Raw genomic sequence first — 13995 nt, forward strand, 5'->3', positions numbered from 1 at the left:
CGCCGGCCCGCCCTCGAACCGGTCATGCTGCGCAACGCCCTCGTGGCGCGCCGGATGTGGCCAGTCCTGCTCTCCGGCTTCGTCGAGCCCGTGCTGTACCTGCTCGCGGCGGGCCTCGGGATCGCGGAACTCGCCGGCCGGGTGCAGATCGGGGCCGGGCGGAGCGTCGGCTACGCGGCGTACGTGGCCCCGGCGCTGCTCGCGACGAGCTCGATGAACGGCGCGATCTACGAGTCCACCACGAACACCTTCTGGAAGCTGCGGTATCAGAAGGTGTACGACGCCATGCTCGCGAGCCCGCTGACCGCGGCGGACCTCGTGCTCGGCGAGATCTGCTGGGCCCAGGTGCGCGGCGCGTGCTACGGCGCCGTCTTCCTGGCCATCACCGTGGCGCTGGGCTGGGCGTCCGCCACCGCGGCGCTGCTCGCTTTGCCCGTCGTGCTGCTCGTCGGCCTGACCTTCAGCGCCCTCGGCACGCTCGCGACCACGTTCCTGCGCTCCTGGCAGGACATGGAGCTGACCTCGCTCGCGCAGGCCGCGCTGTTCCTGTGCTCGGCCACGTTCTTCCCGATCTCCGTCTACCCGCCGGCCCTGCGCCTGCTGATGGAATGCACCCCGCTCTACCACGCCACCGCGCTGCTGCGGGCGATCTGCCTCGGCGCGCCGGACGCGGGCATGCTCGGCCACGCCGCGTATCTGCTCGTGCTGGCGGCCGGCTGCACGATGCTCGCCGCTCGCCGGATCGGCACTGCCCTGAGCCGCTGACCGAGGAGAAGAGACCCCATGAGAGCACTGATTCTGGAGGGCATCGCGACGCTCGAACGCTACCGCGACATCCTCCCCGGCTACGTCCGCGTCGCGCGCACGCACGGCGACCTCCGGCTGAGCATCCTCGTCCGCGACGGTGTCAGGGACCTGCTCGGCTACCGCGAGCTGCCGCCCGAGATCGAGCTGCTGGAGGAGGTCCCGGACTACTTCGTGCCGGGCGCCGTCGAACGCCGGGTCATGGATCTGCTCGCGGTGGGCGGCTTCGACCTGATCTACGCTCCGCGCGAGGGCGACATCATCCGGGCGGCACGCTTGCGGGAGCTGGCCGGCATCCCAGGGCAGAGCTTCGCGAGCGCCCTGGCCTACCGCGACAAACTGCGGATGAAGCAGCATCTCGTCGACGCAGGGGTGCCGGTGTGGCCCTCCGCTCCGGTCAACGACGCGGTGGACTTCTGGACCGCCCTCGACCGGTTCGGACTGCCGTGCGTGCTCAAGCCGAGATCCGACCGGGGCAGCTTCAACCTCGAGATCATCCGCGACCGGGCTCAGGCGGCGGCCGCGATCGGCCGCTGTGCCGCGCGGGTGCCCATCGACGCCCCGTTCCGCTACGTGCTCGAGCCCTATTCCGAGCACCCGATGTGCCACGCCGACGGTTTCTGGCACGACGACCGGCTCGAGGTGCTGACCGTGTCCGAGTACGTCGGTGCGACCGCCGCACGCCCGTCGCTGGGCGCTGTGTTCGGCAGCCTGATGGTCGATCCGGCATCCGAGCGCACGGCCCGGCACCGCGACCTCGTCGAGCGGGTGGTGGCCGCGCTGCCCTCGCCGCGGACCTTCTGCTTCCACGCTGAGATATGGGAGACGCAGGACGGCCCGGCCCTGAACGAGATCGCCGCGCGGCCCGGCGGGCGCTTCGTCGCGTACAACCTGCAGAACGCCACCGGCGTCGAGCCGGCGGAGTTCTGGTTCGCCCTGGAGACCGGCGTCGACCCACGCCGCCTGGGCTACCGCGGACCCGACGGGATCCGGCCGAGCGGTAGCGTGGCCCTGCCCTATCGCAGTGGGCTGGTACAGCGGGTGCCAGCGCGCTGCGGCCTCGACTTCGTGCAGGACTTCAGGCCCGCCGCCGGTGTCCTGGCCGGATCGGTCCTGCCGCCGCAAGGGCAATGGTTCGACACGCTCGGCGATGTCGTCTTCTCCGCCCCGGGCTACCCCGCGCTGCCGAGGAACCTGGACCGCCTGCTCGAATGGGCCGAGCGCTCGATTCTCATCGGCGCGCCGGGCACGGCCGGTCCGGAGCCCGCGCGGTGAGCCAGATCTTGCTCGTGCACAGCCGCGGCGGCGCCCCGCTGGAGCACGTGCTCCCCGTGCTGCGGGCGCGAGGCGAGGTGCACCTCGTCGCGCTGCGGAATCTGCCCGGCTCTTCCGCCTCGACCGTGCGCACGTCCTGCGCCTCGGTCACCGAGCTAGCCGGCCTCGGGCTGACCGGCGTCGCCCTGGTCGATCGGATCACCGAGCAGGCGCGGCGGATCGGCGCCGACGCGGTGCTCACCCTCTGCGAGAACGCGGTGCTGACTGTGGCCGAGGTCGCGGCGCGGCTGGGACTGCGCGGCCCCGGGCCGGGAGCGCTCCGCGCCCGGGACAAGCGACTGATGCGCCGAACCTGGGAGAACGCAGGCGTGCCGATTCCGGCGTACCGGCCGATCGCGGATCTCGGCGAACTGCGCTCCGCGGTCCGCGAGCTGACAGGGCCGTTGCTGCTCAAATCGGCCTGGGGCGCCGGCTCCGTGGGCCAGCTGGTCGTGAGTTCGCCGACGCAGGCGCCATCAGCGTGGGCAGCAGTGCGGGCGGCCCTCACCCGGGCGAACGCCGCCGCACCGCTCGAATACCAGCGCGACGCGGCGCACGAGGATCTGCTCGTGGAGGAGATCGTCGCCGGGAGCGTCGAGGGCTGGTTCGCGGCGGACGAACGCCTCGGGGACTACCTGAGCGTCGAAGGAGTCGTACTCGACGGCGTGTACCACCCGCTCTGCATCACCGCGCGGATGCCGACGATCGAGCCGTTCACCGAACTCGGCGCTCTGCTTCCGTGCACCCTGCCCGAAAGCCTGCAACGCCTCGTCGAGCGCACCGCCGCGGCCGCTGTCGACGCCCTGGGCCTGGAGAACTGCGGGACGCATTCCGAGTTGAAGCTGTGCTCGGACGGGCGACTCGCGATGATCGAGTCCGCGGCGCGCTTCGGCGGCGTGATGATCGTGCGTCAGATCGAGGAAGTGTTCGGCCTCGACCCGATCGGGCTTCTCGTCGACCACCTGCTAGGCCGCCGCGTGCAGCCGCCGCCGCGGATGCTGACCGCCGCGGACGCGCATGCCGCCGCGGCCTCGGTGGTCTTGCTCGCCGCGGACAGTTCGGGACGGCCGTGGCGGCGGGAGCTGTGCTGGGATCCGGCGAGCGTGGCCCGGGCCGGGCTCGTCGCGGAGCCGAGCCGGATCGCCCCTGTCGAGGGCCTCACGGTGTCCGCGGGATCGCCGATTCCGCGGTACCGGCCGACGGACGGCGGCCGCGCCGCCGCCGGTGTCCTCTATCTGACCTCGGATGACGCGCGCCGGATGGTGCGCGACGCGTACGCGGTGATCGACGGCATGGAGGCGGCCCTCGGCGGCGGATGGTCTCATGATGCTGATTCAGGATCCGGCACCCCCGCGCGGCGGGCCCGGAACGCGGCGGCCTTGACCCGGCTCTGGCAGGAGGCCGAGCAGAACCGCCGGGCCGAGTTGCGCGAGCCGTCCACGTAGACGCGGTCGCAGTGCGGCGCCCGGCACACGCCGATACGCGTGCCCACCTCGCCGCCCACGGCCAGCGCGAGCGCGGTGGCGCAGCCGGCGCTCCACCCGGCTCCGTACCTGTCGTCGGCTCCGTGGAAGTGCACCTGCCAGGGCTCGCCCGGGGTGCGGTCGAGCTGCGGCCTCGCCCCGGTCTCGAGGAGCAGGGCGTTGACGATGCGGGCCGCGTCGTCGACCCGCCCCTCGGCCACCGCCTCGAAGACCCCGCGCATCTCGCGCGCGGCTCGGGCCAGGCGCGCGGCACCGTCCGCTGGCAGTTCCGCGGGCGGCGGCTCGACCCCAGGCCGCCGCGGCAGCGCCGCCGCGGCGGCCATCGGCAGGTGCGCGCCGCGCGGCGCCGAGTACGGCGTTCCGCGCCGTTCGCCGTCGGTGAGCTCGTTGACCAGATTCACCGCTGCTTCGAGCAGCACCTCGACGTGACTGGCGAAAAGCACTTGACTGGTCACTCTCCTCGGCCTAGCATGTGTGACTGACGATACTCCGTTCGCCAGTCACATGGAGGTGCCATGGCTTCCCGAGGGGTCCGGCCGCTGATCGCGGCCCGCGCGGTCAACCAGCTCGGCGCGTTCTCGCTGGCGTTCCTCACGGTGCTGCTGACCAGGCAGCTCGGGGCGAGCCTCGCGGCGGCGGGCGCGGTGTCCGCGGCCTTCGGCCTGGCCACGATCCCGAGTCGGCTGATCGGCGGCCGGCTCGCCGACCGGCTGGGGCGGCGGCGCACGATCCTGCTCGGCCTGCTCGGCTGCGCGGCCGCGCAGCTCGGGATCGCTGCCGCCCGCTCGCTCGTCGTGGCGGCGGGCTGCGCGGTGCTGCTCGGCTTCGCCTTCGAGCTCTACGAGCCGCCGAGCCAGGCCTTCATCGCCGACGCCGTGCTCCCGGACGAGCGCGCCGACACGTACTCGCTGCTCACCACCGCTCTGGCCGCCGGGAACTTCGGCGCGGGTCTGATCGCCGCCCTCGTGGGGCGCGGCAGTCTGCGCTGGCTGTTCCTTGTCGACGCCGCGAGCTGCCTGGCCTGCGCGCTCATCGTGCTCCTCGCGCTTCCCGCCGACCGTGGGCGTCCGACGACCACGGTCGACGCAGCGGTCCCCGCCCTCAAGCCCTGGCGCGACAGGGCCCTGCTCGCGGTGACGGCCGCCGGCACCGTGTTTGCACTCGTCTACATGCTCATGCTGGTCTCGCTGCCGCTCTCGCTGGCCGCCGACGGCCTGAACCCGGCGGCCGCGGGCCTGATCATGGCGGTCTCGACGCTCACCCTCGTCGTCGCACGGCCCGTGCTGCACCGGATCCCGCGGATCGGCGAGCTTCCGGCCGGCGCGGCCTTCGCCGCCGGGTATTCGCTGATGGCGGTCGGCCTCGCCGGGTATTCGGTGGCCGACACCCTGCCCGCGCTGCTGGCGCCGACCGCCGCGTGGAGCATCGGGAACCTGCTGCTGATGGGCCGTGCCTTCGCCGTGGTGACCGGTCTCGCGCCCGAGGGCGCGACCGCCCGCTACCTGGCCGTCTACGGCCTGAGCTGGGGTTTCGCCACCGTTGCCGCGCCGCTGCTCGCGACGTGGCTGATCGCCCGCAACGGCCCGGCCACCCTCTGGGCCGCGATGGCGCTGGTTTGCCTCGGCATGGCCGTGGCCCAACCCCGCCTGGTACACCGTCTGCCGGTCAGAGCTTGAGGAGCGGACGATCCGCGCAAGCCACCAGGTCGTCACGGTGACCTCGCCCAGGCGGCACCTTCAGCGTGAGCGGTGGTGGCGGACTCGGCAGGATGGTATTCGGCAACGAAAGTTCGAAGACTTGGTAACTTTGGTCAATGGACGTCAGGCAATACGCGTTCTCGAGCGCGGTCGCCGTGGGACAGCCATTCGCTGCGGTAGCCCAGGACCCCGCCGGTGTGGTTCCACACGGTCTTGCCGCAGGACAGCTTGGACTCGGCGATGCCGAGCCCCGTAGTCGTACTCGGACGTGGTCGAGACGACGGTCTCCAACTCAGCCTGCTGCTTCGCCGGCAGGAGCTGACCGTCCAACGGGGCATGGAATTCGGTGGTTCCGCCGGTATCACGCCGGTACGGTCCTTGGCGTGATGACACACGGAAGCGGTGCGTGGGAGGGCCTTCGGGCCTCGCAATGGGATCCGCCGAAGCGGCATCATCGGGCGGGCGGAAGACGAAGTACCAGACCGCCCTCGCGCAGGCCCAGGAACTTGTTCGGCGCGGCGCGTGCAGCGAGCCCGCTGGTGCGCCCGCTGCTGGCGTTCTATGGGTTGAGCCAGGGCAGCCGTGCCGCCGCCGCAGCCGCGTCGGCCGTCCACCGAGACGACTGGCAGATGTCGGGGCACGGCATCACGGTTGACTACACGAAGGTGCCGCTGGACAAGGTAATGCTGAAGACCGACGAGCCCGGGTCGAACGGCAGTTTTGTTCGTCTGTCCGAGTTGCTCGGATCGCCGGGCTGGGGCGGCACCCTGGTTTCCTTCGCCGAGATCTGGGACTCGTTGCCGGTCAACTCGCCTGCGTCGCAGGCCCTACATACACGACGATGTCCGGCGGCGGCGGACGCCGCTCGTTGTCGACCCCCGGCAATACGGAGAACCCGTCCCGGCTGCTGGCGCCCTGGTCGGCAGATTCCCCGGTTGGCTGGTCGGCGAGCCGCAGCGTGACGTCGCGTTCGACGAGTACTTCGCGGCGTACCCGGACGCGTCCGCCCATGTCTATACGCTCGAACCCCTGGGCTCGGAGATGGAGCTCGACGGCGACGGGAACGGGCTCATCGAGATCCGCTGGGCGGTCCCCGGCACAGGCTTCACCGCTCGAGAGCGCGAGGCCTGGCTACGCGGCAGGGCTAAGCTCCATGCGGGAACGCACTTCTTCCTCCCCTCCATCAAGGCGGCTGGGGGAGCCCTCCACCCGCTCATGGTCTGGTGGGCAGTGCTTTACACGCTCTCGATGATCGCCCGGTACGAGCCTTCGCCGTGGCGAAGCATCTGGACATCAACACGAGCCGGCACGCCCACCCGGTCGAGAAGCTGCTGGACGTGGCGCTCGACGTCGTGCCGATGCTAATCGCCGAGGCGATCGACGAAGTCAGCCAGGCGCCGTGGAGGCGCCAAGGTGTGTGATGACTCGCGGGAGCTCGGCTGGTCGGGCGAGTACTTCGCTTGCGATGACGCCTTCGGCTGGGCCGGCGATGCCGTGCGCCTGGAGCGCGTCCATTACTTTGCTGGCCATCGCGACTCCGACTCGTCGTTTGCGTTGGAGCATGTTGGCATGTCGGTTGAGCCGAACTGAGCGGAGATGATGAGTTCCCCGGCTCGGATCAGGAGTTCGGGAGGTACCGGCCTTCGGTCGGTTGGCGGCTGCGCTTCGGTCGCATCCCGGGGCTCGGCGCGGCGGGCCTCGTGCTCGCACAGTTTGAGGACTCTGTCTCGGACCGCATCGGCGCCGATGGGTTGGTGTAGTGGGTGTCGTCCGGTTCCGGCCGGGGCGATGACATTAAGCTCGATCAGCCGCGCCAGCAGTCGCAAGAGTGTCTCGGATCCGAGCTTCAAATGCTCTGAGAGCAGTACCGCGGAGCCTGAGCAGCGCGTTATCAGCAGGTACGCGGCATCTGCCACGAGCTGCGGCGGTAACGCGTCGAGCGGACCGCTCGACGGTGGCTGCAGTAGGTAGGTGGCCCGGCTACGGTGGCGTTCGAGCGCGTACCGCTCGGTCACCACCTCGCCGACCGTTCTGCGCGCCGGGAGGACGGGCACGGTGAGGTTCGAGTCGAGGCGTCGGAGCGCTGCGGCGGCATGCGCCTGGTACAGGGCGTCACTGATCAGCCTGTGGTCGCGAAACTCCTGGAGCGCGGCGAGGCCGTCCATCGCGGCCGCGCAGGCCGCAGCCTCGGCGGCGGCTAGATTCTCGCCGGCAGATGGTTGGCGTTCCCGCATTCGGCACACCGTACTGCCATCGTGCGCTGCGCCGAAGTGGAGTTGAGACGTCTAGAGAACAGAGCGCCGCAGGGTCTGCGAGGTGCGTATCCGCTGGAGTGCGGACGTGGACAAGCGCTCTTACGCTTGAAACCGTGATGAGCGTCGTTCGCGCCTAAGTTGCTGGTGAGGCAACAGTTCGTGCCGCGTTCGAGCCGTGCTTGGGGGGCGCAGTCGTTCGGCCCGCTGGGGACCATCTGGGGACCACACGTCGTGCGCGATCACGAACGACCTGGGGAAACGTGGTCGTGCTGCCTGGTCCTCAGAACACGCACACCGTGTTTGACGTGCAGGAACGCTCCCGCTTGGGAACTGGGGGTCAGGGGGTCGCAGGTTCAAATCCTGTCAGCCCGACAGTGAAGTTGCAGGTCAAAGGCTCAATCCGATGGTCCGGATTGAGCCTTCTGATATCTCTAAACCGATTCAATCTGGTCCCCAATTGGTCCCCAGGGTCACTCGCTTGGCGTAGGTATGTGGCTGCCGCAGGTCCGAGACCAGCGAGGATTCGGCAGTGCGGCCCGGAGTAGCACGCGGTGGCGGGTAAGGGGGGTTCCAAAGCCGGATCCGGTCCCCGTGACTCATGGTGTAGTCACCTGCTGATATATAGGTACTTTTTAGGAACCTCTCGTTGCTGTGGCCTCGGTGACGCTACGGCAGTAGAACCCTGCTTTGGGGACCATCTGGGGAACCAGGGGCTCCTGAAGGTGTGGAGACGCCGCTGAGAAGCGGGCCGCCGCAGCAGCCTCGAAGCGAGAGTTCTACAACATGTGGTGTGGCGTCGTGCTCCCGAGACGACTGCCGCCGCGGTTGTCTGGCCGCGGCCGCGTGCATGGCGGGCGCCCTGGCGATCGCCGCGGCGCGACACTGGATGAGTGGCGCGTCGTCCGCGGAGAACGGGAGAACCCACAGAACCCACAGAACCCGAACCGGCCCCGAACACTCGTGAGCGTGGAGTAGACCGTGCAACTCGGCATTTCCCTCGAAAAACCAGCCGTAGCCCGGCGCGATGAAATCAGCAGACACTGACGGCATACACAGGGCACGCGACGCCGTCTACCGGATCAGAGCGGCGAGGAACGTCGCGTGCTGATCCGCGAGCCAGGCCTGCTGCCGGTCCCAGGTGGCCCATCCGCTGTGGTCGTTGAAGGCTTTGACGAGTGCCGTGTCGCCGGCTTCGACCCGGGCGGCGAGTTCCGCACGTTCGACGACGGCCACTTCTTCGATGACGTTGAGAAACTCGGCTCGATCTTCGGCTGACATCTGGTAGCCGTCGGCGAGGATCCGCAGGCGGCGTACGGGATCGAGGCCGACATAGGACGGAGATTCCGCGGCCGTCTCGGGGTCGAGCATCGGGGCCCAGTAGCGTGCGGCCATCGCGAGGTCCCAGAGCGGGCGTCCCGGTGCGGCCATGTCGAAGTCGATCAGGCCGTATGCCTCGCCGTCGCGGAAGACGACGTTCTCCACGCAGGTGTCGCTGTGGCACAGGATCGTGCCGCCGCGCGGATCGGCCAGGTCCGTGGCCCATGGGACGCCCGGTTCCAGCGCGATCGCCGACGACGCGTGGTGGAATCGCCGAAGGAGCGCGCCGAGCGACGTCAGTGCCGCCTCGGTCATCGACCAGGCGGGATACGGCATCAGCGCGACGTCACCGGGCACGTAGGTGAGCTGTTCACGTCCGTCGGCCAGGCCGACGGGCTTGGGGGCGGCGGTGAAGCCGTGCTTCGGCAACGCCTCCAGAAACCGGTGAATGGCCGGCGCGTGCGGCTGCGCGGGCCGGTCCACGATCTCGCCGCGTCGCAAGACCGCTCCCGCGTTCGTGATTCCGCCGCTCAGCACCTCGTTCACGGCCGTCAGCCTAACAAGTCCGGAGTATGGCCTCGGCTTTGACGAGGTGATCCTTGCGACGTGGTTCGGGCAGCACCACCCGATCACCGTTCTCCGACGCGGCCTCGGCGTGGGACGTCCCGAATCCGCCCGGTGTGCCGCGGGTGATGAACCAGGTTCTCATCGACGTGCTCCTACGGTTCGATGACCAGCCGCGTGATGCGCCCATCGCGCAACGCGAACCGGAAGTGGAGGTCAACGACGGCGCCGGGAAAGTCGCCTTCCAGGTGGTGGACGGCATCGAAGTGGTCGTCGTCGAGGCGGCGCGCGGCAGCGAGCGTGCTCGTGTACGTGTATTCGCCGGCTGAGCGGGCCAACCATGCGTGGATCTCGCCCGGCCCGTGGTACCGATGGCCTTCGTCGGTCACCACGGCGTCGGCGGCGTAGTGCGCGACCGCGGAGTCCAGGTCGCGTGCTTGGCGCGCCGAGATAGGCGGTGATCACGCTCGGCAGCGAATCGGGCGCGATCTCTGACGTCTGGGTCCAGTCGAGTTGTTCCATGGCCTCAGCCTGGACTCTCTCGCCGGGAAAGGGTCAAGCCCCGGACCCCTCCCTCCGTCCAGGGGGTGGTGCAAGGGGTGGTGCACACTTGTAGGCATGCGCGCGGGGCTGAGCATCGGCGAGTTCGCCACCCTCACCCACCTGAGCGTGCGCACGCTGCGTCGCTATCACGAAGCCGGGTTGCTGGAACCCGCCAGCGTCGATGCGGCCACCGGATACCGGTACTACACCGCCGAGCAGATCCTGCCCGCGCAGGTGGTGATCTACCGTCTGCGCCAGCTCGACGTACCGCTGGCGCAGGTCAAGGCGATCCTGGCTACCGACGATCCGTGTCGCCGCACCGACCTGGTCACGGCGCACCTGCGTCGCCTGGAGGAAAACCTCGATCGCACGAAGGCCGCCGTCGTGTCCCTGCGCGAACTCCTGCGGTCCGCCGACACCCTGCAGCTCCCTGTGCAGCTACGCACGCTGCCACCGCGCACGGTCGCGGCAATCCGCAGCGAAGTCGAGCTCGACGAGGTCCTCGACTGGTACGGCACCGCGGTGAAGGAGCTGGACACCGCGGTTCCGGCAACGGAACGGACCGGGCCACCCGGTGGCCGATACGCCAACGAACTGTTCACCGAGGGCTTCGGGGCCATGACCGTGTTCCATCCGACCGGCAAGGTGCGCGAGTCTGGGCGCATCGAGTCCCTGGAGCTGCCCGCGGTCGAGCTCGCGGTAACCGTGCACGCCGGCCCACACGACGACATCGACGTCACCTACGGCCGCCTCGGTGCCTGGGTCACCGCCCACGCCATGGCCGTCGACGGGCCCATCCACGAGACCTACCCGGTCGGCCCGCGCGACAGCGACGACCCGAGCCGGTGGCGCACAGAGATCGGCTGGCCGATCTTCCGACTCGCGTCCGGCTCGTGACGCCGCCCTGGCGGCATGCGCGCGTGGTCGTGGAAGCCCATTCGGTGCATCTTTCACCGCGATTGAGCCCGTCGTTCGTATGCGTTGTCCAGGGCATTGAGATCATGATGGAGAAGTTCTTCGCTCCAGGTTCGGAAGCGATGACCGACGGAGGTGCAAGCTCAATGAAACTGGAACGGGCTCGATTGCTGCTGACTGCCGAGCGGGCGCGGCTGCAGCAGTCGCTCGCCGAAGTCGACACGGCCCAAGCGGATGACCGGCAGGCCGAGAAGGAGACCGGCGACGTGGCGGATTCCGCGCAGTCGCTGGAAGCACAGGGCATCGATGACGCCGTGGCCGCCGATCTGCGGGATCGGCTCGCGGCGATCGAGAGGGCTTTGCGGCGTGTCGAGGACGGTACTTATGGCCGTTCCGTTCGCAGCGGTGCACTGATTCCGGATGAGCGTCTCGAGGTGGATCCTGCGGCGGAGTTGACGGTTGAGGAGGCCGAAGACGGTCAGGTGTCGCACTGACTGACAGGGGACACTCATCGGGCTCGGAATGCACGGCGCTCCGTCAGGTGTGCGTCTGCGGCCGACTGCGATCCAGGCTTCCGCGCTCGCGGCACTGAAGTATTGGCGCCCGGCTTCGGCCGCCGGAGAATCGCTCATCTGCGTGGCGCTCATCGTGGCAGAGGCCGGCGGGCTCGGACCATGGCCGCCCGGCAGGACTTGTTCCTACGGACAATGTGCTTAGTTGTTCTTAGTCCTGGTTCTCAGTCCCGCGCATGAGTCTGCCGAAGCCGCGTGGCGTCAGGCTCAGGGCATACGCGGCGGCCGCGAGTTCGGCGACGCCGCGGGGCTCGGCGAGTGAGCGGCCGGTCAGCTCCTGGAGTCGTCGGAGCCGGTAACGCACGGTGTTGGGGTGACAGTACAGGACCTCCGCGGCGCGTTCGGCCGAACCGGCTTGGTCGAAGTACGCGTCGAGGGTCTCGAGCAGCGTCGTACGGTCATCGAGGGGGAGCCCGAGTACGGGGCCGAGGATTTCGTCGGCGAGGCGGTGGCCCTCGGTGGGTTCGCGGACCATGAGAGCGGCCAGCGGGCTCGGGTCGAACATGCGCACCTCGATCTTGCCGGAGGCCAGCCGGGCGAGCGCCGCATGAGCCAGATTCAGGGCTCGTGGCGTGTCCGACAGCGAGCGGTACGGCGGGCTCACACCGGTGCGGGCCAGCGCGATCTCGCGCAGCACGGCGAGCATCGTCTCGTGCTGGTCGGCGTGCAGGGAGATCACGCCGAGCTGCTGATTCGGGGTGAGTCGCCAGCCGGAGACGATGCCGTGCGCGGCGAGTCTGCGCTCGACGTCGGGCAGGCTCGCCTCGGCCAGGCTGCGGGTATCCGCGGCTATCACCACGAGCTGCCCGTCGGGGGGCAGGCCGAGCAGGGCCGCAGCCTCCCAAGGTCCGGCGTCGGGGCTGGGGTGTCCGGTGAGCAGGGCCTCCACCAGTGCGGAACGGCGCTGCTGGTGGGCGAGCAGCAGTTCGGCGGTGGCGGCCCGGTATGCCTCGGTGAGCGCGAGGGCGTGCTGGTCGGTGAGTCGCAGGATCATGCCGGCTGCCGTGAGCAGCGCCTCGGTGGCCTGCGGCCGCGCCTCGCCGCGGGCGCGTTGGACCAGGGTGTCCCACAGACAGGTGAAGCAGATCCGGTAGCACTGCAGGATTTCGGGCAACGGAACGCCCTGGTGCGCTCGGCGCCGCCCGGTGGCCTCGGGGGCGGCCAGGTTGAGCGGGGCCCGCGGGTCGCCGACCGCGTCGATGAGGAACCGCAGGTTGTGTTCGATGGAGCGGCGCAGCTCCTCGGCGGGCACGATCTTCTTGTCGCGGTAGAACGGGATGCGTTCGAGGGTCGCGGCGCACGCGTCGTCGATCAGTCCGGGCAGCCGGGTCTCGGCCCAGGCGGCCAACTCGGCCAGTTCGGCCAACTCACTGCGAATCATGGATTCGTCGAACTCCAACCTCGCGCTGAACACTGCCTCGACTCACACTGCCTCGACTCGCGACCGTCGCCCGAACCCACCTGGCCTGTCGTCGACCTGGAGCGATGTCCAAGCCGGCTCGCCCTCACAATCTCAGCACCACCGTAGCCTGAAGACCGCGTCGTACACCGTGGTCAGAGTGCGTCGCCTGCACCGCTTCGTGCCCGGCACTGAACTGCTGTTGAGCTTGAGCCGGTCTTCCGGGCGGTTCCGGTGTGTCACGCCGGCGCGAGTCCGGCGTGCGTCTGTTCGAGCTCGAAGCACAACCCATCGCCCTCGCCGGCCACAATCGCACGCTCCAGCTCGTCACGCAGGTCGCTGATCACGCTGGCCAACTCGATCACGCGCCCGGCCCTCCCTGAAGTAGCCACCACCGCATCAGCTCTCTACCGTACCTTCTTACACCGACGGGTCCTCGGTGGCTTCGTTGCTGGACGCTCCGAGCGCGGTAGGGGCGCGGCAGGCCGGTCTGGAATTAGCGCTACGCGCCTTTACCCATGCTTGAAGCGTGACACGCGAGCTAACAGGCTCGACCAGGTTCGGGTCGCGATGCTTCGTGGGGGTCTGCTGAACCAAACGCAGCACAGTCAGCCGCCGGGCTTTTGGGGACCATCTGGGGACCACACGTCGCGAGCAATCATGAACGACCTGCGGAAATGCGCTCGCGGTTCACGTTCGTCAGAGCACGCACACCGTGTCTGACGTGCAGGGACGCTTCCGCAATCGAACTGGGAGTCAGGGGGTCGCAGGTTCAAATCCTGTCAGCCCGACAGTGAAGTTGCAGGTCAAAGGCTCAATCCGATGGTCCGGATTGAGCCTTCTGATATTTCCGGGCGGCTCAATTCCGGTCCCCGGGCTCACCCGTTTGGCCTACGGCAGTGCTCGCTGCGGAGCTGTGACCTGCAGCGCCGGAGGGACCTCCAAGCACGCCAATGAAAATCAATAGATTGTTATTGAGCAAGAATCCGGAGGTTGCCGCTGCCCATTGCCGCGCCGCCACAGCCTTAAACGGACCGTACCCCGTTTGGGTTACTGGCGGTAGGGAAGCCTGTGTAGGTGTTGTCCCCGTCCACCGGACCAGCTTGCGCAGTGGAGCGAAGAAGCGGAGAA

13 protein-coding genes and 3 pseudogenes are annotated in these 13995 nt (G+C 69.1%); 9 read left to right on the plus strand and 7 right to left on the minus strand.

Going from position 1 to position 13995, the window contains the following annotated elements:
- From VG296_RS13985 to VG296_RS13995, 3 genes and pseudogenes are all read left to right on the plus strand, one after another.
- On the plus strand, window positions 1-765 hold a 765-nt coding region (locus tag VG296_RS13985), incomplete at its 5' end, for an ABC transporter permease (protein WP_325566128.1).
- An 18-nt stretch (window positions 766-783) separates the two neighbouring features.
- Entirely contained in the window at window positions 784-2079 is a 1296-nt protein-coding gene (locus VG296_RS13990) for a hypothetical protein (RefSeq protein ID WP_325566129.1), read from the plus strand.
- A 341-nt stretch (window positions 2080-2420) separates the two neighbouring features.
- Window positions 2421-3011, plus strand: a pseudogene (locus VG296_RS13995) (ATP-grasp domain-containing protein); the annotation flags it as partial.
- Window positions 3012-3439: 428 nt separating this feature from the next.
- Here the strand turns inward: VG296_RS13995 and VG296_RS14000 are convergent.
- Window positions 3440-4045 (minus strand): CGNR zinc finger domain-containing protein, encoded by a 606-nt coding sequence (locus VG296_RS14000; RefSeq protein ID WP_325566130.1) that lies wholly within the window; start codon window positions 4043-4045, stop codon window positions 3440-3442.
- 72 nt (window positions 4046-4117) lie between these two features.
- Between VG296_RS14000 and VG296_RS14005 the strand changes: the two genes are divergently transcribed.
- A complete protein-coding gene (locus VG296_RS14005) occupies window positions 4118-5278 on the plus strand; it encodes an MFS transporter (RefSeq protein WP_325566131.1) in 1161 nt (386 codons plus the stop codon).
- Between the two features lie 407 nt (window positions 5279-5685).
- Window positions 5686-6069: pseudogene (locus VG296_RS33205) on the plus strand (YaaC family protein); the annotation flags it as partial.
- 34 nt (window positions 6070-6103) lie between these two features.
- Here VG296_RS33205 and VG296_RS14010 read toward each other — a convergent pair.
- Window positions 6104-6310, minus strand: a complete 207-nt coding sequence (locus tag VG296_RS14010; RefSeq protein ID WP_325566132.1) for a hypothetical protein — start codon at window positions 6308-6310, stop codon at window positions 6104-6106.
- A 30-nt stretch (window positions 6311-6340) separates the two neighbouring features.
- Here VG296_RS14010 and VG296_RS33210 point away from each other — a divergent pair.
- Both VG296_RS33210 and VG296_RS14015 read left to right on the plus strand, forming a co-directional pair.
- A pseudogene (locus VG296_RS33210) lies at window positions 6341-6535 on the plus strand (hypothetical protein); the annotation flags it as partial.
- Window positions 6536-6573: 38 nt separating this feature from the next.
- On the plus strand, window positions 6574-6720 hold the full coding sequence (locus tag VG296_RS14015) for a hypothetical protein (RefSeq protein ID WP_325566133.1): 147 nt from the start codon (window positions 6574-6576) through the stop codon (window positions 6718-6720).
- Window positions 6721-6813: 93 nt separating this feature from the next.
- Here the strand turns inward: VG296_RS14015 and VG296_RS14020 are convergent, their stop codons facing one another.
- From VG296_RS14020 to VG296_RS32845, 3 genes are all read right to left on the minus strand, one after another.
- On the minus strand, window positions 6814-7533 hold the full coding sequence (locus VG296_RS14020; RefSeq protein ID WP_325566134.1) for a hypothetical protein: 720 nt from the start codon (window positions 7531-7533) through the stop codon (window positions 6814-6816).
- A 1092-nt stretch (window positions 7534-8625) separates the two neighbouring features.
- Window positions 8626-9417 (minus strand): phosphotransferase, encoded by a 792-nt coding sequence (locus VG296_RS14025; protein ID WP_325566135.1) that lies wholly within the window; start codon window positions 9415-9417, stop codon window positions 8626-8628.
- A 173-nt stretch (window positions 9418-9590) separates the two neighbouring features.
- A complete protein-coding gene (locus tag VG296_RS32845) occupies window positions 9591-9827 on the minus strand; it encodes a nuclear transport factor 2 family protein (protein ID WP_349259553.1) in 237 nt (78 codons plus the stop codon).
- 226 nt (window positions 9828-10053) lie between these two features.
- On the opposite strand from VG296_RS32845, the gene VG296_RS14035 reads away from it, so the two are divergent.
- A complete protein-coding gene (locus VG296_RS14035) occupies window positions 10054-10875 on the plus strand; it encodes a MerR family transcriptional regulator (protein WP_325566137.1) in 822 nt (273 codons plus the stop codon).
- A complete protein-coding gene (locus VG296_RS14040; protein ID WP_325566138.1) occupies window positions 10872-11387 on the plus strand; it encodes a hypothetical protein in 516 nt (171 codons plus the stop codon). The genes VG296_RS14035 and VG296_RS14040 overlap by 4 nt, the downstream gene beginning before the upstream one ends.
- A gap of 229 nt (window positions 11388-11616) precedes the next feature.
- On the opposite strand, the gene VG296_RS14045 is transcribed toward VG296_RS14040, so the two are convergent.
- A complete protein-coding gene (locus VG296_RS14045; RefSeq protein ID WP_325566139.1) occupies window positions 11617-12846 on the minus strand; it encodes a helix-turn-helix domain-containing protein in 1230 nt (409 codons plus the stop codon).
- A gap of 257 nt (window positions 12847-13103) precedes the next feature.
- A complete protein-coding gene (locus tag VG296_RS14050; RefSeq protein WP_325566140.1) occupies window positions 13104-13229 on the minus strand; it encodes a trypco2 family protein in 126 nt (41 codons plus the stop codon).
- Window positions 13230-13995: the final 766 nt, after the last annotated feature.

It is taken from the genome of Actinospica sp., assembly GCF_035552695.1.
GTDB lineage: Bacteria > Actinomycetota > Actinomycetes > Streptomycetales > Catenulisporaceae > Actinospica.